Below are 23305 nucleotides of genomic sequence, written 5' to 3' on the forward strand. Positions count from 1 at the left end.
CGGGGGTGGTCCGGCTACCGGCGCCGGGCCAGGTCGGCCGCGCCGACCATACCGGCCGAGTTGCCCAGCTCAGCGGGGCGGATCTCGGCCACCGGAATCCCGGCACGCGCGGCGAGAGCGTCCAGATAGGACCGACGGGTCGGACCCATCAGCAGGTCACCGGCCTCGACCACCCCACCGCCGACGACCAGCACCTGCGGATCGAGGATCTGTGCCATGTCGGCCAGGCCGATGCCGAGCCAGCGCCCGATCTGCGCGAAGGCCGTACCGGAGACCGGATCACCGGACCGGGCGGCGGCGGTCACCATCGGCCCGGTGACCGCGTCGACGTCACCGCCGGCCAGTTCGAGCAGGATCGTGGCCCGGGCCGGCTCCTGCCGCGCGCCGGCCCGGGCGAACCGGACCAGGGCGTTGCCGCTGGCGTACTGCTCGATGCAGCCGAGCCGACCGCAGCCGCAGACGTGGCCGTCCGGTACCGAGAGCATGTGCCCGAGTTCGGCGGCGATGCCGTGCGCGCCGCGCAGCAGCTCCCCGCCGAGCACGATGCCACCGCCCACCCCGGTGCCGATGGTGAAGAGCACCATCGAGTCGTCGGCGTCCCGGGCGGCGCCGTACCGGAACTCGGCCCAGGCGGCGACGTTGGCGTCGTTCTCCACGATCACCGGCAGCCCGACGGCGTTGCTGACGTAGTCCCGCAGCGGCTCGTCCCGCCAGGCGATGTTCGGGGCGAACAGCACCGTCGACCGGGCGGCGTCGATCCAGCCGGCGGCGCCGATCCCCACGGCGTCCACCTCGTGCTCGGCCGCCAACTCCTTGACGACCTCGACGATCACGTCCCGGGTCCGGGCGACGTCGTCGGCGGGAGTGTCCCGGCGAATCCGCGCCCGCACCTCACCGTCGACGTCGACGACCCCGGCGGCCACCTTGGTACCCCCGACGTCGACTCCGATGGTCAGCGTCACCGAGCCGCTCCCCTCTGCCACACCGCGCCCTCGCGGTCACTGTCCCGCCACTGCCGCCGTACCGTGCCCTCGCCACCCGGCGACACCGGCGGACCCGTCCCGGCGGTCAGCCGCCCTCGCCGGGCCCGGCCTGCTCGCCGGGACCGGTGCTGACCGGTCCCTCCGGGGTCCGCGACGCGGGCACCGGTGGTCGTCCGGTGGCCGGCGGCGCGGCGGGCCGGGGCTGGTCCGCCCCGGCCGGGGTCGCCCGGTCCGGACCGGCGGTCGTCCCGGTCTCCCGGGTTCCGGCCTCGGCACGGGTGGCCGCCGCCCAGACGTCGTCCGGCTCGTCCACCGGCCACGAATCATGCCTGGTACGGGTCGCCTCGCGCCACACGGTGTCGCGCCACGGGCCCGGCGCGTCGGCCGGCTGGGCCCCCGAGGTGCCGGAGTGACCAGTTGATCCACTTCCGGTGCCCCCGGCCGACCCTGCTCCGGTGCTCCCGGCCGTTGCCCCTCCGGCGGTGCCGGCCGTCTCTCCTCCGGCGGTGCCGGCCGTCTCTCCTCCAGCGGTGCCGGCCGTTTGTCCTCCGGGGGTGCCGGCCGGGCGGCCGCCGTCGGTGCGGCGGGCGCTGGGGGCGGTGATCGAGGAGAGCGCGCGCAGCAGGCTGGCCACCCCGGCGGCGAAGTCACCGGCTCCGGTGGCCAGCCGCTCGGTGAGTTCGGGGCTCGGGTCACGCAGTGCCGCGATCGAGCGGCAGACCGGGCAGACGCAGCACTCGGGATCACCGGTGGCGAAACCGGCCCCGAACAGCGCTTCCGGCCCCGGTTGGCCGGCCTGCGGCGGCACCTCTCCCACCGGCGGCACCTCGGCTCCGACACCGCCGGGTCCGAGACCCGCCCCGGCCGGCCGCGCACCCGCCGCCTGCGCCTCCCCGGCTGCCGACCCGGTCGGCTCAGCCGCCGATTCTTCCGACCACACACCCGACCCGTCCGGCTCGGCGGCCGTTTGCGGCGACCGCGCGCCAGATCCGTCCGGCTCGGCGGCCGACATGTTCGGCTGCGGGCTCGCGCGGTGCGGCTCCGCCCCTGTTGGGTCGGCAGTCGAACCCTCCGACCGCACGCCCGACCCGTGCGGTCGGGCGGGGCGGGACGCGTCGGCGGGTGGCCGGACCGGGCTGTCCGGCGGCGGCGTGGCCGGCTCCGGACGGCTCGGTCGGGGTACCACGCCGGCCTGGTCCAACACGTCGGAGATCACCTGACCGAGCGGCCCGAACGCGCCGGCCCGACCCCGGGCCTCGGACGCGGCCGTCTTGGCCATCGCGAGCGCGGCGGCGACCAGGCGCTCGGCCTCCTCCCGGGCCGAACCCGGGTCGGGCGCTCCCCCGAACGAACCACTGTCTCCCATGATCGGCTCCTCTACGCCGCACCCGCCCCGGGCGACCGGGGCGACCGGGCCGGTGCCGTCACCCCGCCCCGGACCGTCGTCGCACCCCGGACCGCTGTCGCACCCGGGGCCGTCACCCCGCCCCGTTCAGGGCTTCCACTCGCCGCTTGAGCTGCGTCAACGCGGCATCCATGATCATTTTTTCGGCCTTGCGGCGGAACATCCCCAGCATCCCGACCGACAACTCGACCTCGAGTGTGTAGGTCACCGTCGAGGTGCCGTCCCCGTTGTCCCCGATGTCGTACGACCCGTTCTGCACCTTCTGCATCCGGGAGGGCTCCACCAGGTGCCACTCGATCCGGGAGATGTCCTCGGCGTACTCGTACGCCAGGGTGTACTCGTCGGTCATCACCGAGGCGTCCAGGACGAACCGGACCCGGGCCGGGTAGCCGTCCTCGTACTCCTCGACCACCTCGACCCGCTTGACCGCCTCGGCCCACTCCGGATAACTCGGAAAGTCGCAGATCACCGCTGTCACCCGAGCCGGCGGCGCGGCGATGACGATGGACTGGGTGGAGGAATCCGCCATGCCCGGCAGGCTACCTCCCAGCGGGGTGAGACCGGCCGACCACCTCGCCCCATTCGTTCCCGGTCGACCCACCTGGCCGGGCGGGCCGGGCCGGTCGAAGGTAGGTTGCGGGTAGCCCGACCGGCCAGGTTCGGCCGGGTTGCAGGGTTGCCCGACCGGCCCAGGGTCGGTACAGGCGGCACAGGATCGTTACAAGCACGAGGGAGTGCAGGTGCGCGAGTTCTCGGTTCCCCCAGCGGTCACGGTCGGCGACGCGGCCAACCTCACCGACCCGGTCTGGGACAACGCCGAGGAGGCCCCCGACAGCGTGCAGTTCGTCCGGCGGGCGGTGGACGCCTCCGGGCGGCAGGACGGCTGGACCGACGTGACCTGCCGGCAGTTCCGCGACGAGGTGGTGGCGCTGGCCCGGGGGCTGATCGCCGCCGGGATCAACCCGGGCGACCGGGTCGGGCTGATGAGCCGCACCCGGTACGAGTGGACCCTGATCGACTACGCGATCTGGGCGGCCGGCGGGGTGACCGTACCGATCTACGACACCTCCAGCCCGGAGCAGATCGCCTGGATCCTCTCCGACTCCGGGGCGACGGCCTGCGTGGTGGAGACCAACGGGCACGCGATGGCGCTGGCCGGGGTACGGGACGGGCTGCCCCAACTGGAGCAGGTCTGGCAGATCGAGGTCGGCGGCATCGACGAACTCGTGGCGCTCGGCGAGCGGGTAGACCCGGCCGAGGTCGACCGGCGCCGCAAGGCGGTCAGGGCGGGCGACATCGCCACCATCATCTACACCAGTGGCACCACCGGCCGCCCCAAGGGCTGCGTACTGACCCACCGGAACATGCTCTCCGACATCTGCAACGCCATCCCGGTACTGCCGAACCTGTTCAACGAGGGCGCGTCGACGCTGCTCTTCCTGCCGCTGGCGCACTCCTTCGCCCGGCTGATCCAGATCGGCACGGTCCGGGCCCGGGCCACGGTGGCACACAGCGCCGACGTGAAGAAGCTTGTCGACGAACTGAAGGAGTTCAAGCCCAGCTTCGTGCTCTCGGTACCCCGGGTGTTCGAGAAGGTCTACACCGGCGCGGTGCAGAAGGCGACCGACGAGGGCAAGGGCAAGATCTTCGCCAGCGCCGAGCAGGTGGCGATCGCGTACAGCCAGGCCCTGGACACCCCGTCCGGACCCGGCCTGGGCCTGCGGCTGCGGCACCGGGTCTTCGACCGGCTGGTCTACCGCAAGCTCCGGGCCGCGCTCGGCGGGCGCTGCCAGAACGCGATCTCCGGCGGCGCCCCGCTCGGCGCCCGGCTCGGGCACTTCTTCCGGGGCGTCGGGGTGCTGGTCTACGAGGGGTACGGCCTGACCGAGACCTCCCCGGCGGTCGCCGTGAACCTGCCCGGCGCCATCCGGATCGGCTCGGTCGGCCGGCCGCTGCCCGGGGTGACCATCCGGATCGCCGACGACGGCGAGATCCTGATCAAGGGTGACGTGGTGTTCCAGGGCTACTGGAACAACCCCGAGGCGACCGCCGAGGTGCTCACCTCCGACGGCTGGTTCCACAGCGGTGACCTGGGCGAACTCGACAACGACGGCTACCTCTGCATCACCGGCCGGAAGAAGGAGATCATCGTCACGGCGAACGGCAAGAACGTCGCCCCGGCCGTACTGGAGGACCGGATCAGGGCGCACCGGCTGGTCAGCCAGTGCATGGTGATCGGCGACCGGCGGCCCTTCGTCGCCGCGCTGGTCACCGTCGACGAGGAGGCCCTGCCGGCCTGGCTGCGCGAGCACGGCCGCCCGGACGGCACCCCGGTCGGGGAACTCCGGAACGACCCGGACCTGCGAGCCGAGATCCAGACCGCGGTCGACGAGGCCAACCAGGCGGTGTCCCGGGCCGAGTCGGTCCGGGAGTTCCGGATCCTGCCCCGGGACTTCACGGAGGCGACCGGTGAGTTGACTCCGTCGATGAAGGTCAAGCGCAACGTCGTGGAGAAGACATACACAGCGGAAATCGCCGAGATATACGGCGACTGACTACCATCCGTCAGGTGCCCGCCTCGACCACCGGCCTCACCCGTCCGCATCCGCTCGCGGCGGCGGCGCGGGTCGTCATGCTCGCGCTCGTCGCGGTACTCACCCTGATCGCCACCCGGGAACCCGGGCAACTCCGCTGGGTCGCCCTGCTCGCCGTCGCCGGAATCCCGGCGGTGGTCGCCCCCGGGCACCGGCTGCTGGCCCCGTTGGGCCGGTTCGCCGAGGTCGTCCTCGTGGGGCTGGCCGCCGGCCAGGTCGCGGCAGCGGCCAACATCGGCACCCCGATGCCCGGCGTCGGCGCGTCGGCCATCCTGCCCTACCTGGCCGTACCGCTGACCGTGGCGGCGTTGCAGCGCCGGGTCCGGGAGGGCGTCGGACTGATCGCGGTCGCCGCCGTCACCCTGATCCTCAGCGGTGTGCTCAACTCCGGCGGTGACGGGCCGCAGATCAGTCAGGTCGGCTACCTGACCGTGGCGGCCCAGTGGGTGATCCTGGCCGCACTCGGGCTCTTCGCGGCGGGTTCGCTGCAACGGACCATCCAGGCCCGCAACGAGACCCGGCCGCAGCCGTACACCGAGGCGACCCGACTGCTGACCCAGTTGCGGAGCGTTGCTCGACAGCTACCAGGAGCCACTCTTGACCCGGGCAGCATCTCCGATCACCTGATCGAGGAGCTGCGCGTGGTCACCCGGGCCGACCGGGCGGCGGTGCTCTCCGCCAGCGGCGGCGGCCGACTGGTCGTACTCGCCCAGGCCGGCGCGGACCGGGTCGACTGGGAGACGACGCTAGACGCCGACTCGGCCATCGCCGACGCCTGGGCGAGTCAGCAGCCCCAGACGGCACACCGGTCACAGGCCCGGTCACACTCCGGCGGCGAGGTGTCGGCCCTGGTCGTACCGCTGGTCGCCGGGGTACGCACGGTCGGCCTGGTCACCCTGGAGGCGGACGTCGCCAACGCCTATCCGCCACCGGTGGTGGCCCAGGTCACCGCGTTGACCCGGCCGGCGGCGCTGCGCCTGGAGGCCGCGCTGCTCTTCGACGAGGTACGGTCGCTGGCCACCAACGAGGAGCGGCAGCGGCTGGCCCGGGAGATCCACGACGGGGTGGCCCAGGAACTGGTGATGGTCGGGTACGGCATCGACAACGCCCTGGCCAGCCTGCCCGAGGAGGCCAAGGAGACCGGCGAGGAGCTGCGTACGCTGCGCGGCGAGGTGACCCGGGTGATCACCGAGCTGCGGTTGAGCCTGTTCGAGCTGCGCAGCGAGGTTGACCGGCACGGCGGGCTGGCCGCCGCCATCGCCGAGTACGCCCGCACCGTCGGCGCCTCCGCCGGACTTCGGGTGCACTACACGCTCGACGAGTCCACCGCCCGGCTGCCGGCGGCCACCGAGGCGGAGTTGCTGCGCATCGCCCAGGAGGCGATCACGAACGCCCGCAAGCACGCCGGGGCGTCGAATCTATGGGTCACCTGTGCCGTGGACCCCCCATTCGCCCAGATTGAAGTGTCGGATGATGGTCAGGGCATCGCTGACCAGCGGCCCGATGGCAGGTATGGTCTTGCGATCATGGCAGAGAGGGCGGAACGTATCCGGGGCCGGCTAGAGATCAGTCCGCGACACCCCAGCGGCACGACGGTGGCAGTGGTGCTCGGAACCTCGCCCCGGCGCGATAACGTGCGCGATAGCGTCACCGCATCAGAAGGGGAGTAACCCGAGCATGACCACCAGCCCCACGCCGACCACTCGGACCAAGGTCCTGCTCGTCGACGATCACGACCTGATCCGTAAGGGCCTGCGGCACGCGTTCGAGCGGGACCGGCAGTTCGAGGTCGTCGGCGAGGCCGCCACCGCCGCCGAGGGGGTACGCCAGGCCGGCGCCCTGCAACCCGATGTAGTGATCATGGATCTCCGACTTCCCGACGGCAGCGGCCTGGAGGCCACCCGGGCGCTGCGCAAGTCCAGCGCCACCATGGGAATCGTGGTCCTCACCATGTACGCGGGCGACGACCAGCTCTTCGGCGCCCTCGAAGCCGGTGCCAGCGCGTTCGTGCCGAAGACCGCCCCCGCCGACGAGGTCGTTGCCGCCGCCCGGCACGCGGCCTCGTCACCGAGTGCGTTCACCGCCGCCGACCTCGCCGAGGCGATGAAGCGCCGGCTCGCCCCCTCCGGCCCGCAGCTGTCCCCCCGCGAGGGGCAGGTGCTCCGCCTGCTCGCCGACGGGATGAGCGTCGCCGGCATCGCCAAGCAGCTCTTCGTCAGCGAGTCGACGGCGAAGACGCACATCTCAAAGCTCTACGAGAAACTGGGTGCGGCCAACCGGGCCCAGGCACTGATGACCGCCCTCCGGCTGGGGCTGCTCGAAGCCCCGGACGCCCCCAAGTTCTGACCGTCCGCCGGGCCGGGTCGCGCGACCGGAATGCCAACGGGTACGAATCCCGTCGGCATTCCGCTCCTCCCGCGACCCGGCTTGGCGTGCGACCTCCGCTGGGCAGGTGGCGGGACAGACCGACCAGCCGCACGGCAGGTTTCTCCCGTCGCAGGTATTGGGTGAGGCCGCCGAGTGGTCAGTTCGACGGGTTGGGCACCCGGGCGGGAACGGCCCGACCGGTCATCCGGCGGAACGCCAGATAGGTCTCGCAGCCGAGGCAGAGCCCGAAAGCCCCGTTGAGGAAGGCGGCTGCCAGGGCCAGGCAGGAGACGGTCAGGCCCAGCCAGGTGGCCCCGGCCAGGTAGCCGGTGGCGGCGACGAGCATGAACACCAGCCCCAGCAGTTGCGCGAACCGTACCGGTGCGGCCGGTTCCAACTCGGCGGGGCGACCCAGCCGAGGGGCCACGACGGCCCGGAACAGCAGTGCGTACGGGCTGCGGCGCGGGTCGACCGTGCCGACCGCGAACACCACGGCCTGGGCCAGGGCGAGCCAGCCGGACCCGGTGAGGAGCACGACGACCAGTACGAGCGCGGTGACGGCCGCGGCGAAGCGCGGTCCACGGGGGTCGAGCAGCATGTTCACCTCGGAAGGCAGGGACGGCGCCTGGTCGCCGGTCAGCGGCGCTCGTCGGAACTGGACGCGGGGGTCACCGCAGGGGTCGGGGGCTGGTCAGCGGCGGAGACGGACGGAGGGCCGGCGATGATCGGCGACCCGGTCCCGCAACAGCGGTACGCCCGCCGGCACTCCCCCGGCGGTACGCCTGGTCATGACGGTCCCCTGCGCAGCAGCGGCGCCACCGCCGCGAGGACCTGTGCCCGGGCCGGTACTCCGGCGGCACGCCGGACGATCCGTCCGTCGGCGTCGACCACCAGCACGGTCGGGGTACGCCAGATGCCCAGCGCGCGTACCGCCGGCAACTGACTCGCCGCGTCGACCTCCACGTGCCGTACCCCGTCGAGGGTGCCGGTGACGTCGGCCAGCACCTGCCGGGTTGCCCGGCACGGCGCGCAGAACGCCGACGAGAACTGGAGCAGCGTGGCGGAGTCGCCCGGCCGTACGCCGAGCGCGGCCAGCAGGGCGGGATCGACCGGCCGGCCGCCGACGCGGTCGGGGGTGGTGTCCGGGCCGGCAGCCGCCGGAGGCCCCGGGGCGTCGAGCCGCATCGTCGTCGTCTCCGGGCGGAGCCGCCCGTCGCACCGGCGGCGCCACAGCCCGAAGCCGGTAGCCAGCAGCAATGTGGCCACCACGGCGACGGACCCGCTCAGTGCGGCGTTCTGCACGGCTCCAGACTGCCACGTAAGGGCGTCGATGACCATCGCTGTCCGGTCACCTGTTCCGAGCCCGGCCCGACCACCGGTGTCCCGTCCGCCGATCCCGAACGAGCCGGAGCAGGGGAAAGCCGAAGCACGGACGGCCGGAGCACGGACGGCCCGAGCACGGACGGCCCAAGCACGGACGGCCCAAGCACGGGAGGCCGAAGCACGGGAGGCCGAAGCACGGGAGGGCCGGTCAGTCGGTCAGTAGCTCCGTCATCCGGCGGGCCTGCCGCTCCCAGGGCCATTCCCGCTCCACCCAGGCCCGGCCGGCGGCACCCATCCGGCGGGCCAGTTCCGGATCGGCGAGCAGGGTGGCCACCCGGTCGGCGAGCTGCCCGAGGCTGCGGCCGTCGACGACGTACCCGGTCTCGCCCTCCCGGACCGCGTCCGGAGCGCCGCCGGAGTTCCCGGCCACCACCGGCAACCCGGTGGCGGACGCCTCCAGGTAGACGATGCCCAGGCCCTCGACGTCCAGCCCGCCGTTGCGGGTCCGGCACGGCATCGCGTAGACGTCCCCGGCCGCGTAGTGCGCCGGCAGCTCCGCAGTCGGCACCGAACCGGTGAAGACCACGTCGGCGGCGACGCCCGCCCGCCGGGCGAGCTTCTCCAGCGTTCCCCGGTACGGGCCGCCGCCGACCACCAGCAACGCCGCGCCCGACACCCGACGGCGGATCTCCGGTAGCGCCCGGATCAGCGCGTCCTGACCCTTGCGCGGCACCAGCCGGGAAACGCAGACCACCACCGGCCGGTCGGCCAGGCCGTGTCGGGCGCGGACCTCGGCCCCGTCCACGTCGGGGTGGTAGACGTCCACGTCCACCCCGGGGGCCAGCCGGCGCAACTCGGTCCGGCCGCGCAGCACCCGGTCCAGCCGGACCCGGGTGTATTCGCCCAGGTAGGTGGTGACGTCGACGCCGTCACCGATCCGGCGCAGCGCCGACCGGGCGCCGGGCAGTGCCGCCCAGCCGACCTCGTGACCGTGGGTCAGGGCCACTGCCCGACCGATCCCGGCCCGGCGGCGCAGCCCGGCGGCGAGCAGCCCCAGCGGGGCGGCGGCACCGAACCAGACGGTGTCGCAGTCGTACGCCCGGGCCAGCTCCGCCGCCCGGCGGGCGACGTGCCGGGTCGGCAGCAGCACGCCGGTCGGCTCGCGGACCACCTCGAACGGCTGGTCCGCGTCGAACTTGTCGGCGCCGCGCCAGGTGGAGGCGTACACGACCACCGATCCGGCCGGTTGCCGGACCGCGAGGCCGTGCACGAAGGACTGGATTCCGCCGGGGCGCGGCGGGAAGTCGTTGGTGACGAGCAGGGTCCTGGTCAACGGCCGACTCCTCGGGCGTACGCGCGGGCCGCCGCCATGCGCTCCACAGTGGATGGATGACTCGCCCGGTAGAGGTACTCCCAGCGGGGCGGATCGGGATCGGCGAGGTTGAGGCTGGACAGCCGCCGCTGCATCGCCTCGAACGCGGCCGGGTCGCCGGTCAGCGCCAGCGCGTGCGCGTCGGCCCGCGCCTCGACCTGCCGGGAAACCCACGCCTGGGCCGGCGCCGCCACCAGACCGGCCACCGTGACCAGGGCCAGCAGCAGCGGGAACGCCCGTGGCTCGGCCACCGAGTCGACCCCGGCAGCCCGCAGCAGCGCCCCTGACGAGCCGAGCAGATAGAGCGCGACGACCGCAGCGGCGGCACCGAGCGCACCGGTGAGGGTGCCGGTCAGCACGTCCCGGTCCTTGGCGTGGCCCAACTCGTGCGCGACCACGCTGGCCACCTCGGCGGGCGGCGCCTCGCGCAGCAGGGTGTCGTAGACGACGATCCGCCGGGTCGGGCCGAAGCCGGAGACGTACGCGTTGACCGCCCGGGTACGCCGCGACGCGTCGGCGACCAGCACGTCCTTCACCGGTACGCCGTCGGTGTCGGCCAGCGCCATCAGCTCGGTGCGCAGCGGACCCGGCTCCATCGGGGTGAACCGGTTGAAGATCGGCTCCACCAGCACCGGAAGGATGAAGGAGAGCAGCGTGACCAGCACCGCCGCGCCGGCCGCGCCGAACGCCCACCACCACCTCGGGGCCAGCCGGGTCACCGTGTAGAAGCCGAGCAGGGCCACCGCGCCGATCACGGCACTGACCGCGTACGACTTGAGCAGGTCGACCGTCCAGCCGCCCCAGCCCTGGGTGGAGAGCCCGTAGCGGGCCACCACCGCGTGCCGCCAGGCGGCGAACGGCAGGGTGAGCAGATCGGCGACCAGCACCACGGCCAGGCCACCGAGCACGGCCTGGGCGATCCAGTTGTCCCCGAACGGGCGGCCGACCAGGCTGACCAGTTTCGCGCCGAGCGGAGTGAGGCCGAGCAGCAGCGCCACGACCAGTCCGACGGCGAGCGCGCCGTAGCCGCCCGGTCGCAGTGCGGCGGCGAAGGCCCGCCCCCGGGCCACCTCTGCCGGGTCGAGTTCGTCCAGTGCGGCTAGTTGGTCGACCCGGGGCGCTGGCGGCCGGTGCCACGGCACCAGTAACGCCGTGGCGGCGACGAGCAGCAGCACGAGGGCGCCGAGGGTCAGCCCGGCCCAGGCACGCGGCGTCATGCCGTGGCCCGTACCCACTCGGTCATCCGCTCCGCCCTTCGCCGCGACGCCGTACCGGTCGGACCGGCGCTGCCGTCCGTCGGCTGCGCCGTGGCCGACGGCCTTCGCCGGCCCGATCGCGGGGCAATCCTATGCCGGATCGCCGGTCGGAGGTGTCGGGCGGGCCGCCTCCGGTTGAGCCACGCGGCGACGCCGGACCGGCTCCAGTCAGCCCACCGGGCGGCGCCGGGCCGGGTCCGATCAGGCCACCGGGCGACCTCAGGTCAGGCCACCCGGCGACGTCGGGCCGGCTCAGGTCAGGGCCATCCGGCGACCTCGGGTCAGGCCACCCGGCGACGCCGAGCCGGCTTCGGGTCAGGCCACCCGGCGACGTCGGCGCCGGGTGGCGAGCCGCAGCGGTGCCGAGACCGGGGCGTCCAGGATCTCGACGTCGAAGCCGGCCCGGGTGAACACCTCGATGGCGTGCATCTCGTCGGCGGTCAGCGCGGCCTGCGCGGGCGGCTGGTCCAGCAGGGCACTCACCAGGCACCCGGAGCAGGCCGCAGCCGCACCCCGCAGGGTGCAACTGTCGCAGTCGATGAGCATCGACCCTCCTCAAGCAGCGGCGGCGATCGCTGTTGTTGTCCCGCCACCGTCCGTGACATCGACGCTAGAACAGGGGTACGACAAAACCTCCGTTGCCACCCAACGGCCCCATCCGGATGATCAACGGACAAAGAGGCGGGGCAGGCGGCAGCGGTCCTCTGGAGGGGATGGGCGGCAGCGGTCGCCAGGAGTGGGACGGGTGGGCAGCAGTCGCCAGGAGCAGACGGGCGGCGAGCGGTCGTCAGGAGCGGGCGAGTCGGCGGAGCAGGGAGTCCGCGCCGAGCGGGTAGGCGCCGTGCCGGCGTACCCCGTCGGCGACCTCGCGGTCGGAGGAGACCACCACGATCGGCCGGCCGGCCGGCTCGGCCCGGACCAGCCGGCGGATCAGGTCGTCGGCGGTCTCCCCCTTCCGGGAGAAGAGCACCCGGACGCCGCGTGGCGAGGGCGGCAGCCCGTGCATCCGCTCGGCGCCGTCGAAGACGACCGTCACCTCGTCACCGGTCTGTGCCGCGATCCCGCCCAGGCCGGTGATCAGGCGCTTGCGCTGCTGCTCAAGGGACATGTCACCGAAACCGCGCTTGGTGACGTTGTAGCCGTCCACCACCAGGTGCGCCCGGGGCAGCGCCAGCAGCTCGTCCAGCCGGGCGGGGTCGTCCGTGTCCAGGGCCCGGGCCGAGGTGGTCGCGGCCGGGCGCTCGGCGAACGCGTCGGCGACGTAGTCCGCCGGCAACCGGTCGGCGGGGTCCAGGGCGAGTTCCCGGCGCAGTCCGACGGCGGCCCGGCCGATCGTCTCCAGCAGCAGCCAGAGCCGGGCGTCGTCGACCGACCGTGCCTCCTTGGCGGTCTGCCGGACCGCGCCCGCGGTCGCCTCCGCCTCGGCCAGCCGGGCCCGTACCCGGCGCAGCTCCGCCTCGTGGTCGGCCGCCGCCCGGCTGGCCCGCCCTTTCTCGGTGGCCAGCAGCTCGGCCGCCCGCCGCTGCCCGGCCTGGGTCTCCCGGAGCGACCGGCCCAGTACCCGGTTCTCCTCGCGGAGCTGACCCACCTCCTCGCGGAGCCGGGCCACCTCGTCGCGCAGCTTGTCGGCTTCGACCTTCGCCACCGCACGGTCGTGCTCGGCCCGGGTGGCCCGCTGTTCCGCCTCCCGGACCAGTTCCGCGACGACCGCGCTGTCGGCCTCGGCCCGGACCGCCGCCCCGGCGTCCTCGACCAGGTCACGCCAGCCCGCCGGCCGGGTCAGGTAGGCGAGCGCGGCGACCTCCACCGGATCGGCCGCGGCCGGACTGCCCCCGGAGACCACCACGGAACCCAGCTCGCCGGCCTCGGACAGCACCCGGCTGGCCACCCGCTGCCGGAACAGCGGATCGGCGGCGAGCTGGATGGCGATCGGTGCACCGCCGAGCCGGGCCCGCCGGTTCGGCGCGAACTTGGCGACCCGGCGCAGCGGCGGTGGCAGTTCGTCGGCCGGCAGCGTCGGCAGCGCGGCGGCGGCCAGGCTGACGATCCGGGCCCGGACCGGCTCCGGCAACGTCGGCTCCGGCTCCCGATCAACCGACTCTCGATCGGCCGGCGCATGATCGTCCGACTCACGATCGTCCTGCACCTGCACACGATCGACTGACTCAGGATCGGCCGACTCAGGATCGGCCGACTCACGATCAACCGGCTCCTGATCGACCTGCGCACGATCAACCAGATCACGATCAACCGGCGCAGGATCGGCCGACTGCTGGTCGACGGGTGGCTCGGGTTCGGTGCCGACGGAATCGGGCACGGTGTCGGTGAGCAGGGTCGGCTCCGGCTCGTCGGCAGCGGGTACGGCCGGATCGGGCTCGTCGCTGCCGCCGTCCCGCCCGGGATCGCCAGCACGCTCGGAGCGCGCGAGCTGCGCCGCCTCCTCCGGGAGGCGGTCGTCGGACGGTTCGGTGCGGGGCATGTCGCCAGTCTCCCACCGACACCCTACCGATCGCCCAACACCTCAGATGATCTCGCCCCGTCGGCCCCTGGTAACGACTGGTACGGATGATACGGAAGTGTCGTACGTGCCGCCTAACCTGCCCGCCGTGGTCCCATCTCAATATGTCCAGGGCACGCTGGACGGCCTGCCGGACGGCACTCCCGGCGCGGACGGCTGGCCCGACGTGGCGACGTCGCTACGCCAGACCACCTTCGTGGTGCTCGACCTGGAGACCACCGGGGGCGCCCCGGACGGCGGCGGGATCACCGAGATCGGCGCGGTCAAGGTGCGCGGCGGCGAGGAGCTGGGCGTGCTCGGCACCCTGGTCAACCCGGGCGAGCCGATCCCGCCGTTCATCACCGTGCTGACCGGGATCACCCAGGCGATGCTGCTGCCGGCGCCACCGGTCGAGGAGGTGCTGCCCAGTCTGCTGGAGTTCCTCCGGGGTGCGGTGCTGGTCGCGCACAACGCGCCGTACGACGTGGGTTTTCTCAAGGCGGCCTGCGCGCGGCACGGCTACACCTGGCCGAACCCCCGGGTGTTGGACACGGCGGCGCTGGCCCGCCGGGTGCTGACCCGCGACGAGGTACCCAACCGCAAGCTCGGCACCCTGGCGGCCTTCTTCCGCACCCCGCACCAGCCGACGCACCGGGCGCTGGCCGACGCGCGGGCGACGGTGGACGTGCTGCACGGGCTGATCGCCCGGCTGGGCGGGCACCGGGTGGAGACCCTCGGCGAGGCGATCGAGTTCGCCAAGGCGGTCACCCCGACCCAGCGACGCAAGCGGCACCTGGCCGAGGGGCTGCCGAAGGTGCCGGGGGTCTACATCTTCCGGTCCGCCGACGACCGACCGCTCTACGTCGGCACTTCCGGCGACATCGCCACCCGGGTCCGCAGCTACTTCACTGCCGCCGAGAAGCGGGCCCGGATCTCCGAGATGCTCGCCGCCGCCGAGCGGGTCGAGGCGGTCGAGTGCGCCCATCCGCTGGAGGCCGAGGTACGCGAGCTGCGGCTGATCGCGGCGCACGCGCCGCCGTACAACCGGCGGTCGAAATATCCGGAGCGGGTGGTCTGGCTCAAGTTGACCTCGGAGCCGTACCCGAGACTGTCGCTGGTCCGGTCGCTCGGGCCGGACGACGAGGCCTACCTCGGGCCGTTCAGCTCCCGCCGCTCGGCCGAGCTGGCCGCGGCCGGGGTGCACGACGCGGTACCGCTGCGCCAGTGCACGCCCCGGCTCTCGGTCCGGACCACCAGCCCGGCCTGCGCGCTGGCCGAGCTGGGCCGCTGCCCGGCACCCTGCGAGCACCGGATCTCCGTCGACGAGTACGCCGACCGCGCGGTCGCGCCGGTCCGGGCCGCGCTGGCCGACGACCCGCAGGTACTGGTGGACTCGCTGTTGGCCCGGATCGGGGTGCTGGCCGACGCGCGGCGCTACGAGGAGGCGGCGGTGGTCCGGAGCCGGCTGGCGGCGGTGCTTCGGGCCACCGTCCGGATGCAACGCCTGGTCGGGCTGACCCGGATCGGCGAGTTGGCCGCCGCCCGGCGGGCCGCCGACGGCGGGTGGGAGATCGCCGTGATCCGGCACGGTCGGCTGGCCGGCGCCGGTACCGCCGCGCCGGGGGTGCCGCCCCGGGGCGTCCTCGACCTGGTCCGGGCCACCGCCGAGACGGTGCTGCCCGGCCACGGGCCGGTGCCGAACGCCTCGGCCGAAGAGTCCGAGCGGATCCTGTCCTGGTTGGAAAGACCCGACACGCGGCTGGTCGAGACATCCACCGGTTGGTCCTCTCCGGCCAGGGGTGCCGGGCGGTTCCGTGACCTGCTGATCCGGGCCGAGGCGGCGTCGTCGAGACAACTCCCGACCGAACGCACATAAGCAAGTGTCCGATCGGACGACCTTCACTCCTTTAGGCTGTTAGAGAAGTGCAGTCCTGCCCGTTTTCGGGGCTTGCGTTCGCGCCGGGGTTTCGGCGCGCGCCGGCACCGGCCCGGGCGGTGAGTGAGGAGGTGCTCCGCGTGGACCTCGACGCCGGCCACGGCGCCGCCTTTGGGAGCGCCCGCCCGACGGAGATCACGCTGAGCAGGCGACTGCGCTCGTTGCTCTCCTGGCCGTCCGCTGAGGACGATCCGGTGACCAACCTGGTCCGGGCCCACCGCAGCGTGCATCCCAGCGCCGACGTCGGGGTGCTGCGCCGCAGCTACGCCATTGCGGAGAGCATGCACCGGGGGCAGTTCCGCAAGAGCGGCGAGCCCTACATCACCCATCCGCTGGCGGTGGCGCAGATCTGTGCCGAGTTGGGGATGGACACCGTCACCCTGGTCGCCGCGCTGCTGCACGACACCGTCGAGGACACCCGTTACACCCTCCAGGCGCTGACCGGCGACTTCGGACGCGAGGTGGCGCACCTGGTCGACGGAGTGACCAAGTTCGACAAGGCGTTCTACGGCAAGGCGGCCGAGGCCGAGACGATCCGAAAGATGATCATAGCTGCGGGCAAGGACGTCCGGGTGCTGATCATCAAGCTCGCCGACCGACTGCACAACATGCGTACCCTCGGGGTCCGCTCGCCGGCCTCCCGGGCCCGGATCGCCGGGGCGACCCAGGAGGTGCTGGTCCCGCTCTGCGACCGGCTCGGCATCCAGGCGCTCAAGCGGGACCTGGACGACGTGGTGCTGCAACACCTCGAACCCGAGGCGTACGAGCGGATCCACGAGCACGTGAGCAGCCGGCCGGGCTGGGCCGGCTACCTGGAAGACGTGGTGGCCCAGGCCAAGGTGGTGCTCCGGCGCGACAAGATCGTCTCTAACGTACGGCGCCGGGACCGGCACTACTACTCGATCTGGAAGGACACCGTCGCCCGGGACCAGGCCACTCCGTTCGACCTGCCCCGGATCGCGATCGTGGTGGACGGTCCGGACACCGACTGCTACGCCGCGCTCGGCTCGATCCACGGGCTCTGGCGGCCGGTCGCCGGGCGGTTCAAGGACTTCATCGCCGCGCCGAAGAACAACCTCTACAAGTCCCTGCACACCACCGTGATCGGCCCGAACGAGCGGACCGTCGAGGTGCTGATCCGGACCAAGACGATGGACCGGTCCGCCGAGTACGGCATCGCCGCCGACTACCGCTACCCCAGGCCGGGGGTCGACGCGGCGGGCAGCGCCGAACAGCTCGACTGGTTGCAGCGGGTGCTCAACTGGGAGCGGGACACCGCCGACCCGGCGCAGTTCCTCCAGTCGTTGCGTTGCGACCTCGCCGAGACCCAGATCCAGGTCTTCGCCGAGGGCCGACAGGTGGTGCTCCCCGCCGGCTCCACCCCGGTCGACCTGGCGTACGAGTTGGGCCCGCACCGGGGCGACCACTGTCTCGCCGCGAAGATCAACGGTCGGCTGGCGCCGCTCTCGTCGGAACTCGACGAGGGCGACGTGGTGGAGATCTTCAGCGAGACCGACGCGCAGGGCGAGTTCGACCTGGCGGTCGCCCCGCCCGGGCCGCGCAAGGAGTGGCTCGGCTTCGTCAAGTCGCCGCACGCGCAGATGCAGATCAACCGCTGGTTCGCCGAGCACCAGGAACCGGCGATCTCGATCACCGACAAGGTCCGGCTCGGCCGGGCCACGATCGGACTGACCCTGCGCAAGCACAACCGTGGGCTCGCCAACGACCTTCCGCTGCGCCGGCTGGCCGAGGAGCAGGGCTACCCCGACCTGGAAACCCTGCTGGTCGCGGTGGTCGACCGCACGGTCGAGCCGGACGTGGTGGTCGAGCAGTTGATCGCCATGGTGGACCACCAGGAGTGAGATCGGCGGTCCACCGGGAGTGAGAAGCGTGGTCCACCGGGAGTGAGAGCTGTGCCCCGGGTCACCCGCTCGGCCGGTACGCCATCTAGCCTGGTCCGGTGATCCCCCGCCGCTCGTCGACGCGCGCCGTCGGCTACAAGCTCTTCTACCGACTTCCCCTCGGGGTGCGCCGCCGGTTGGTCCGGATGGCGGTGCCGAAGTACATCGTCGGCGCGGTCACCCTGGTCTTCGACGCCGAGGCGGCGGCGCCGGGCCGGATCCTGCTGCTGCGCCAGCCGCCGGGTCGGGGGTGGACGCTGCCGGCCGGGCTGCTCCAGCGCCGCGAGGAACCGCTGGTCGGCGCCGCCCGGGAACTGCACGAGGAGACCGGCATCAAGCTGCCGCTGTCCGAGTTCCAGCCGGCCGTACCGAACGCCGTGGTACACCTCAAGGGCTGGGTCGACATGGTCTTCGAGGTACGCGTCCCGGCCTCGACCACCGAACTGGTGGTGGACGGTGCCGAGGTGTACGAGGCCGCCTGGCACCCGCTCGACGAGCTGCCTCCGCTGAGCACCGCGACCGGCCGGCTGCTCGGGCGGTACCGGATCGGTCCCCTCGCCGAGACGGATCCGGCCGCCGCCTCGCCACCGTCATGACCGCGACCGGCGCCCCGCCGCCGCTCCCGGGCCCGGCCGGTGCCGACGTCTGTGCGGTGGTACTCGCCGCCGGGGAGGGCCGGCGGCTGCGCCCGCTCACCGAGCACCTGCCGAAGGCGCTCTGTCCGGTGGGGAACGTACCGCTGCTGGACCGGGCACTCGAACGGGTGGCGGCACTCGGCTTCGCCGCTCCGGCGACGGTCGCGGTGAACGCCTGCTACCTGGGCGAGCAGGTGGTCCGGCACGTCGGCGACCGGGCCCGGCTCTCGGTCGAGCCCGGTGACCCGCTCGGCACCTCCGGCGGGGTGGCCAACCTGCGGAGCTGGATCGACGGCCGGGGCGTACTCGTCGGAAACGCCGACGCCTATCTGGCGGCGCCGGACACCCGGCCGGGGCCGGACATCGCCGCGCTGCTCGCCGGTTGGGACGGCCGGACGGTACGGCTGCTCGGCCAGCCGGTCGCCGGACCGCCCCGCCCCGGCGACTTCGGCCGGTACCGGTTCGCCGGCTTCTCGCTGCTGCCCTGGGCCCGGGTACGCGACCTGCCGGTCGAGCCGGCGGAACTCGTGCACACGGTGTGGCGGCCCGCCGAGGCGGCCGGCGAACTGGAGGTGGTCGAGTTCTCCGGCCGGTACCTCGACACCGGCACCCCGGCCGACTACCTGGCGGCGAACCTGGACGCGGCGGGTGGCGGCAGCCTGGTCGATCCGACCGCCGAGGTGACCGGCGCGCACCGGGCGGCGGTGATCGGCGCCGGTGCGGTGGTCCGGGGCTCGGTCGAGCGCTGCGTGGTCTGGCCCGGCGGCCTGGTCCGCGCCGCCGAGCACCTGACCGACGCGATCCGGGTCGGCGACACGCTGACCGTTCCGGCCCTGCCCACGCCCGTGCCGGGCCGATAGCGGTCGGCGGTTCCGCGAACCTCTAGCATGGCGGGCAGCCGGAACACGGCACCCGAGCTCCGCCCGGCGCCCGTGGCGCCGGCGAGTACGTCGACGAGAGGAGTCTCCCGGTGATCACCGCGATCGTCCTGATCGACTGCGCCACCGACTCGATCCCCGAGGTGGCCGAGGCGCTGGCCGCGCTGCCCGGCGTCAGCGAGGTCTACTCGGTCGCCGGTCACGTCGACCTGATCGCGGTCGTCCGGGTGCGCGAGTTCGAGCAGATCGCCGAGGTGATCGCCGGACGCATCTCGAAGACGGAGGGCGTGATCGGCACCGAGTCGCACATCGCCTTCCGGGCGTACTCGCAGCACGACCTGGAGGAGGCGTTCGCGATCGGCCTCCCGGACACCGACTGAGTCCACCTCTCCCGGACTCCCGCCGAGTCCACTCTCTCGTCCGGCACGGACTGCACACACCGCCCACGCCGAGTCCGCCTCTCTCGTCGGGCACCAACTGCACGCACCGCCCACGCCCCGGCCCCCGGACGCGGAACACGGAGACGGACCGCTCGTATACCTGCGGACGGTGGCTACCCGGCGGTAACGTGACCCGGCTAGGCTCGCCGGATGACCACCACCCCGGGCCACGCGGCGACTCCGGAATCCACGACTCCGGAATTCACGCAGTCCTTCGTCGAGCGGGACGGCGACCGGATCGCCCTACGCAGCTACCCGGACCCGGTGGGCGTACCGGAGGCACCCGTGGTGCTGGTCTGGCCGGCCATGGGAGTCCGGGCCAGCTACTACGCGCCGTTCGCCGCCGCCCTCCGGGCCGCCGGCTTCGCCGTGGTGGTGGCCGACCTGCGCGGCACCGGCGCCAGCACCCCGGCACCGAGCCGCGCCTCCCGGTACGGCTACGCCGAACTCGCCGGTGACGTCGGCGCGGTGCTGGACAGCCTGAAGCCCCGGCTGGACGGCCGGACCCGGATCCTGCTCGGCCACTCGCTCGGCGGGCAGGCCGCACTCCTGCACCTGGCGCTCGACGGTGCACAGCAGGTCGACGGGCTGGCGCTGGTGGCGGTCGGGCTGCCGTACTGGCGGGCCTATCCGGGCCGGCTCCGCTATCCGGTTCTCGCCAGCACCCAGTTCATCGCCGGCTGTACGGCCGCGCTGGGCAGTTGGCCCGGCTGGAGCTTCGGCGGCCGGCAGGCGCGCGGGGTGATCCGGGACTGGGCGTACACCGCCCGGACAGGGCGCTTTCCCCGGCTGGACGGCGTGGACGTCGAGGCCGCGGTGCGGGACCTGCGGACCCCGGTGCTGGCGGTCAGCGTCGACCACGACCAGTACACGCCGCACGGGACGGTCGACCACCTCTGCGAGAAACTGGTCGCCGCACGGGTCCGGCGCAGCCGTTACACGGAGGCCGAGAGCGGTCGCCGGCTCGACCACTTCACCTGGGTACGGGCGTCGGCGCCGATCGTCGCCCGGGTGGTGGAGTTCGCTGCGGAACTGCCGCCGCGCTAGCCGGGCCGCGTGGGCGTACCGGTGCCGGAGTTGGCCGGTCCGCCCGACGGGTCCCCCGGCGATCCGACCGGAGGACCCGTCATGCCGCGATGGCGCAGCGGCAAACTAGCTGATTGTCGGGCTCGGCGTACCGGTACCGCCCGGCGTCGGAGCGCCGGAGCTGACTCCCGGGCTCGGCGCCACCGTGGTGCCACCCGGGATCGGGATGCCCAGACTCTGGGCCACCGCCACCAGCGCGTTGTGGTGCGCCTGGAGCACCGGGGCCGCCTGCTGGGCCACCTGCTTCGCCGACGGGTCGGAACCCTGGGTCAGCTCGGCCTGCACCAGTTGCATCGCCTGGGTGTGCGCGGTCAACTGGCTGGTCACCCACTGCGTGTCGAAGTCCGCACCTGTAACGTTCTGCAACTGGTTGATGACCGCCTGCTGTTCGCTGGTCACCTTGTTCGGCAGGGTCAACGAGGCCGACGAGGCGACGCTCTGCACCTTCTGGTCGAGCTGGGTGTGGTCCGTCACGAACCGGCCCCCGAGGTCCTTGACCTCCTGGCTCGCCCCCTTCTGCTTGGCCAGGTTACCGGTCGCGATCTCCGCGAGGTTCACCTGGTGAATCGACTGCAGGAACTGCTTGTCCTGGGCCGACAGCGAAGCGGACGGCGTGGCCGACGGTGTACCCGACGGCGCGGCGGCGGCGCTGTACGCGGCACCCGCCGGTACGAGGCCGAGCACCGCCATCGAGACGAGCACGCCCAAGCGTTTGACGACCAACATGTTTGTTCCCCCCTCCGTCGTTGAACTTCGGGGGTACCCGGTTGACCCGTGCACACGCGGACCGATGGCAGCCGAGATCGGTCAGGTCCGGCACGATCCCGCCCGACGCGACCGTACGACTGTTTGCCGCCACGTCCGCCGGGTACCCAAACACCCGGCGGAGCCCGCGCGCCGCGGAGTCCGGGGCGGTCCGGGATCGTGCGATCGGACGGTCGGCTAGGGAAGTTCGTCGGCCTTGGCGGACTTGGCGACCTCGACCCAGGTGTCGAGGGTGCGCCCGGCGGCGCCGGAGTCGATCGCCTCGGCCGCCCTGACCAGGCCGTCCCGCATCGCGGGGAGCAGCCCACCGGGGAAGCCGCCGTGCGCCGCCAGGGCCGCGGCGGCGTTGACCAGCACGGCGTCCCGGACCGGCCCGCGCTCGCCGGCCAGCAGTCGGCGGGTCACGTCGGCGTTGTAGGCGGCGTCACCACCGCGCAGGTCGCCGGGGGCCGAGCGGGGCAGGTCGAGGTCGGTCGCGTCGGCCGTCTCCTCGGTGACCCGGCCCTGGTACGCGATCCACACCCGGGTCGGCGCGGCGGTGCTGAACTCGTCGAGCCCGTCCTCGCCGCGCATCACCAGCACCGAGTCGCCGCGCCGGGCGAACACCTCGGCCACCACCGGAGCCATCCGGGGGTCGAAGCAGCCGACCGCACCGGACCGGGGCCGGGCCGGGTTGGTCAGCGGGCCGAGGAAGTTGAAGACCGTCGGCACCCCCAGCTCGCGCCGGGGTCCTCCGGTGTGCCGCATGCCGGGGTGGAACCGGGCGGCGAAACAGAAGCCGATGCCGACCTCGGTCACGCACCGCTGCACCCCTGCCGGCCCCAGGTCGAGCGGGATGCCGAGGAACTCGAGCAGGTCGGCGGCGCCGCACGAGGAGGAGGCGGCCCGGTTGCCGTGCTTGACGACGCGTACCCCGGCGCCGGCCACCACCATCGCGGTCATGGTGGAGATGTTGACGGTGTGTGCCCGGTCGCCGCCGGTGCCGACCACGTCGACGGCGTCGGCCCGGAGCGGGTCCGACAAATCGACCAGGGTGGCCCGGCCCAGCATCGCCTCCACCAGGCCGGCCAGTTCGGCCGGGGTCTCACCCTTGGCCCGGAGCGCCGTGGCGAACCCGGCGATCTGGACCGGGGTCGCCGACCCCGACATGATCTCCCCCATCGCCCACGCGGTGTCGGCGGTGGAGAGCTCCTCGGCGCGCAACAGCGCGGCGAGCAGGTTGGGCCAGGTCCGTTCCCCCATGCGGGCCTCCCAGTCGGGCGGGTGGTTGGCGGTGTGTGGTGGTGCCTTCCCCCGGCTCCCTAGGAGCGCGCGCTCGCCCCGCTGGCGCGGGCGCGGAGCAGGCCGGCCACGGTCTGGCCGGTGGTCACCGGGTCGAGCGGGTGCACCAGGGTGGCGTCGACCTGGGCGTAGGCGGCGAGCCAGCGGTCGGCGGCCCGGGCGATCACCACGCAGGTCGGCGGGGCGTCGTCCCGGTCGTCCTTGATCTGCCGGGCGATGCCGAGCCCGCCGGACGGGGTCGCCTCGCCGTCGAGCAGCAGCAGGTCGATCTCGAAGTCGTCGACCAGCCGGATGCACTCGGCATAGCTGGCCGCCTCGACGAACTCGACGGTCAGGTCGGCCGCCGGCCGGGTGCCGACCGCGAGCCGCATCCGGTCCCGGACCTCCGGGTCGTCGCTGTAGAGCAGGACGGTGTATTGACGATCGCTCATCGGTCGCTGGGCTCCCACCTCGTAGCTGCCCGCCGATCGTACCGGTCGCCCCCGGTGCCTGACCGGCCCGCCCGGCTCCCGGGGCCGGTACCGCCCGAATCCCGGGATCGGCGCACGAACCCGGCCCGGCCGGCACCTGACCGGCGCACCCGGCC

General features: G+C 73.3%; 21 protein-coding genes. 9 read left to right on the plus strand and 12 right to left on the minus strand.

Going from position 1 to position 23305, the window contains the following annotated elements:
* Positions 1-14: 14 nt before the first annotated feature.
* The 3 genes from Pen02_RS25160 to Pen02_RS25170 all read right to left on the minus strand — a co-directional run bounded on the left by Pen02_RS25160 (position 15) and on the right by Pen02_RS25170 (position 2917).
* Entirely contained in the window at positions 15-962 is a 948-nt protein-coding gene (locus tag Pen02_RS25160) for an ROK family glucokinase (protein ID WP_203868559.1), read from the minus strand.
* Positions 963-1068: 106 nt separating this feature from the next.
* Positions 1069-2349, minus strand: coding sequence for a hypothetical protein (locus tag Pen02_RS43040; protein WP_203868608.1), 1281 nt, complete (start codon positions 2347-2349; stop codon positions 1069-1071).
* 112 nt (positions 2350-2461) lie between these two features.
* On the minus strand, positions 2462-2917 hold the full coding sequence (locus tag Pen02_RS25170; protein WP_203868560.1) for an SRPBCC family protein: 456 nt from the start codon (positions 2915-2917) through the stop codon (positions 2462-2464).
* Between the two features lie 211 nt (positions 2918-3128).
* On the opposite strand from Pen02_RS25170, the gene Pen02_RS25175 reads away from it, so the two are divergent.
* The 3 genes from Pen02_RS25175 to Pen02_RS25185 are packed head-to-tail and all read left to right on the plus strand — an operon-like array spanning position 3129 to position 7328.
* The gene (locus tag Pen02_RS25175; protein ID WP_203868561.1) at positions 3129-4943 is read left to right on the plus strand and encodes an AMP-dependent synthetase/ligase; all 1815 of its coding nucleotides are present in this window, start codon (positions 3129-3131) and stop codon (positions 4941-4943) included.
* 14 nt (positions 4944-4957) lie between these two features.
* On the plus strand, positions 4958-6652 hold the full coding sequence (locus Pen02_RS25180) for a GAF domain-containing sensor histidine kinase (RefSeq protein ID WP_203868562.1): 1695 nt from the start codon (positions 4958-4960) through the stop codon (positions 6650-6652).
* Between the two features lie 7 nt (positions 6653-6659).
* Positions 6660-7328: a response regulator transcription factor gene (locus Pen02_RS25185; RefSeq protein ID WP_130460771.1), complete on the plus strand. Its 669-nt coding sequence runs from the start codon at positions 6660-6662 to the stop codon at positions 7326-7328.
* 178 nt (positions 7329-7506) lie between these two features.
* Here the strand turns inward: Pen02_RS25185 and Pen02_RS25190 are convergent, their stop codons facing one another.
* The 6 genes from Pen02_RS25190 to Pen02_RS25215 form a co-directional block, all read right to left on the minus strand.
* Positions 7507-7947, minus strand: a complete 441-nt coding sequence (locus Pen02_RS25190; RefSeq protein ID WP_203868563.1) for a DUF4395 domain-containing protein — start codon at positions 7945-7947, stop codon at positions 7507-7509.
* A 188-nt stretch (positions 7948-8135) separates the two neighbouring features.
* The gene (locus Pen02_RS42000) at positions 8136-8651 is read right to left on the minus strand and encodes a TlpA family protein disulfide reductase (protein WP_239141260.1); all 516 of its coding nucleotides are present in this window, start codon (positions 8649-8651) and stop codon (positions 8136-8138) included.
* Between the two features lie 229 nt (positions 8652-8880).
* Positions 8881-10005 (minus strand): glycosyltransferase family 4 protein, encoded by a 1125-nt coding sequence (locus Pen02_RS25200; protein WP_203868564.1) that lies wholly within the window; start codon positions 10003-10005, stop codon positions 8881-8883.
* Complete coding sequence (locus Pen02_RS25205) at positions 10002-11261, minus strand: M48 family metallopeptidase (protein WP_203868565.1); 1260 nt, start codon at positions 11259-11261, stop codon at positions 10002-10004. The genes Pen02_RS25200 and Pen02_RS25205 overlap by 4 nt, the downstream gene beginning before the upstream one ends.
* 354 nt (positions 11262-11615) lie before the next feature.
* A complete protein-coding gene (locus Pen02_RS25210; protein ID WP_203868566.1) occupies positions 11616-11846 on the minus strand; it encodes a hypothetical protein in 231 nt (76 codons plus the stop codon).
* A gap of 241 nt (positions 11847-12087) precedes the next feature.
* Positions 12088-13779 (minus strand): NYN domain-containing protein, encoded by a 1692-nt coding sequence (locus Pen02_RS25215; RefSeq protein ID WP_372445663.1) that lies wholly within the window; start codon positions 13777-13779, stop codon positions 12088-12090.
* A gap of 127 nt (positions 13780-13906) precedes the next feature.
* Here Pen02_RS25215 and Pen02_RS25220 point away from each other — a divergent pair, with 127 nt between their 5' ends.
* The 6 genes from Pen02_RS25220 (at position 13907) to Pen02_RS25245 (ending at position 20634) form a co-directional block, all read left to right on the plus strand.
* The gene (locus Pen02_RS25220) at positions 13907-15673 is read left to right on the plus strand and encodes a DEDD exonuclease domain-containing protein (protein ID WP_203868567.1); all 1767 of its coding nucleotides are present in this window, start codon (positions 13907-13909) and stop codon (positions 15671-15673) included.
* A 140-nt stretch (positions 15674-15813) separates the two neighbouring features.
* On the plus strand, positions 15814-17595 hold the full coding sequence (locus tag Pen02_RS25225) for a RelA/SpoT family protein (protein WP_203868568.1): 1782 nt from the start codon (positions 15814-15816) through the stop codon (positions 17593-17595).
* A 101-nt stretch (positions 17596-17696) separates the two neighbouring features.
* A complete protein-coding gene (locus Pen02_RS25230; protein ID WP_203868602.1) occupies positions 17697-18230 on the plus strand; it encodes an NUDIX hydrolase in 534 nt (177 codons plus the stop codon).
* On the plus strand, positions 18227-19129 hold the full coding sequence (locus tag Pen02_RS25235; RefSeq protein WP_203868569.1) for a nucleotidyltransferase family protein: 903 nt from the start codon (positions 18227-18229) through the stop codon (positions 19127-19129). The genes Pen02_RS25230 and Pen02_RS25235 overlap by 4 nt, the downstream gene beginning before the upstream one ends.
* A gap of 110 nt (positions 19130-19239) precedes the next feature.
* The gene (locus Pen02_RS25240) at positions 19240-19527 is read left to right on the plus strand and encodes an Lrp/AsnC family transcriptional regulator (protein WP_203868570.1); all 288 of its coding nucleotides are present in this window, start codon (positions 19240-19242) and stop codon (positions 19525-19527) included.
* Between the two features lie 210 nt (positions 19528-19737).
* Complete coding sequence (locus Pen02_RS25245; protein ID WP_203868571.1) at positions 19738-20634, plus strand: alpha/beta hydrolase family protein; 897 nt, start codon at positions 19738-19740, stop codon at positions 20632-20634.
* 105 nt (positions 20635-20739) lie between these two features.
* Here Pen02_RS25245 and Pen02_RS25250 read toward each other — a convergent pair whose 3' ends face one another.
* The 3 genes from Pen02_RS25250 to Pen02_RS25260 form a co-directional block, all read right to left on the minus strand.
* The gene (locus tag Pen02_RS25250; protein ID WP_203868572.1) at positions 20740-21399 is read right to left on the minus strand and encodes a DUF4142 domain-containing protein; all 660 of its coding nucleotides are present in this window, start codon (positions 21397-21399) and stop codon (positions 20740-20742) included.
* A gap of 216 nt (positions 21400-21615) precedes the next feature.
* On the minus strand, positions 21616-22680 hold the full coding sequence (gene trpD / locus Pen02_RS25255; protein ID WP_203868573.1) for an anthranilate phosphoribosyltransferase: 1065 nt from the start codon (positions 22678-22680) through the stop codon (positions 21616-21618).
* 59 nt (positions 22681-22739) lie between these two features.
* Entirely contained in the window at positions 22740-23150 is a 411-nt protein-coding gene (locus Pen02_RS25260; RefSeq protein ID WP_203868574.1) for a response regulator, read from the minus strand.
* Between the last annotated feature and the right edge of the window lie 155 nt (positions 23151-23305).

The organism is Plantactinospora endophytica, assembly GCF_016862915.1.
In the GTDB taxonomy this organism is placed as follows: domain Bacteria; phylum Actinomycetota; class Actinomycetes; order Mycobacteriales; family Micromonosporaceae; genus Plantactinospora; species Plantactinospora endophytica.

Coding starts and splice junctions, on each gene's coding strand:
- Pen02_RS43040 (WP_203868608.1), bottom strand. CDS start 2,349: ATGGGAGACAGTGGTTCGTTCGGGGGAGCGCCCGACCCGGGTTCGGCC.
- Pen02_RS25170 (WP_203868560.1), bottom strand. CDS start 2,917: ATGGCGGATTCCTCCACCCAGTCCATCGTCATCGCCGCGCCGCCGGCT.
- Pen02_RS25185 (WP_130460771.1), top strand. CDS start 6,660: ATGACCACCAGCCCCACGCCGACCACTCGGACCAAGGTCCTGCTCGTC.
- Pen02_RS25190 (WP_203868563.1), bottom strand. CDS start 7,947: ATGCTGCTCGACCCCCGTGGACCGCGCTTCGCCGCGGCCGTCACCGCG.
- Pen02_RS25205 (WP_203868565.1), bottom strand. CDS start 11,261: ATGACGCCGCGTGCCTGGGCCGGGCTGACCCTCGGCGCCCTCGTGCTG.
- Pen02_RS25210 (WP_203868566.1), bottom strand. CDS start 11,846: ATGCTCATCGACTGCGACAGTTGCACCCTGCGGGGTGCGGCTGCGGCC.
- Pen02_RS25215 (WP_372445663.1), bottom strand. CDS start 13,779: ATGCCCCGCACCGAACCGTCCGACGACCGCCTCCCGGAGGAGGCGGCG.
- Pen02_RS25235 (WP_203868569.1), top strand. CDS start 18,227: ATGACCGCGACCGGCGCCCCGCCGCCGCTCCCGGGCCCGGCCGGTGCC.
- Pen02_RS25245 (WP_203868571.1), top strand. CDS start 19,738: ATGACCACCACCCCGGGCCACGCGGCGACTCCGGAATCCACGACTCCG.
- Pen02_RS25250 (WP_203868572.1), bottom strand. CDS start 21,399: ATGTTGGTCGTCAAACGCTTGGGCGTGCTCGTCTCGATGGCGGTGCTC.
- trpD (WP_203868573.1), bottom strand. CDS start 22,680: ATGGGGGAACGGACCTGGCCCAACCTGCTCGCCGCGCTGTTGCGCGCC.
- Pen02_RS25260 (WP_203868574.1), bottom strand. CDS start 23,150: ATGAGCGATCGTCAATACACCGTCCTGCTCTACAGCGACGACCCGGAG.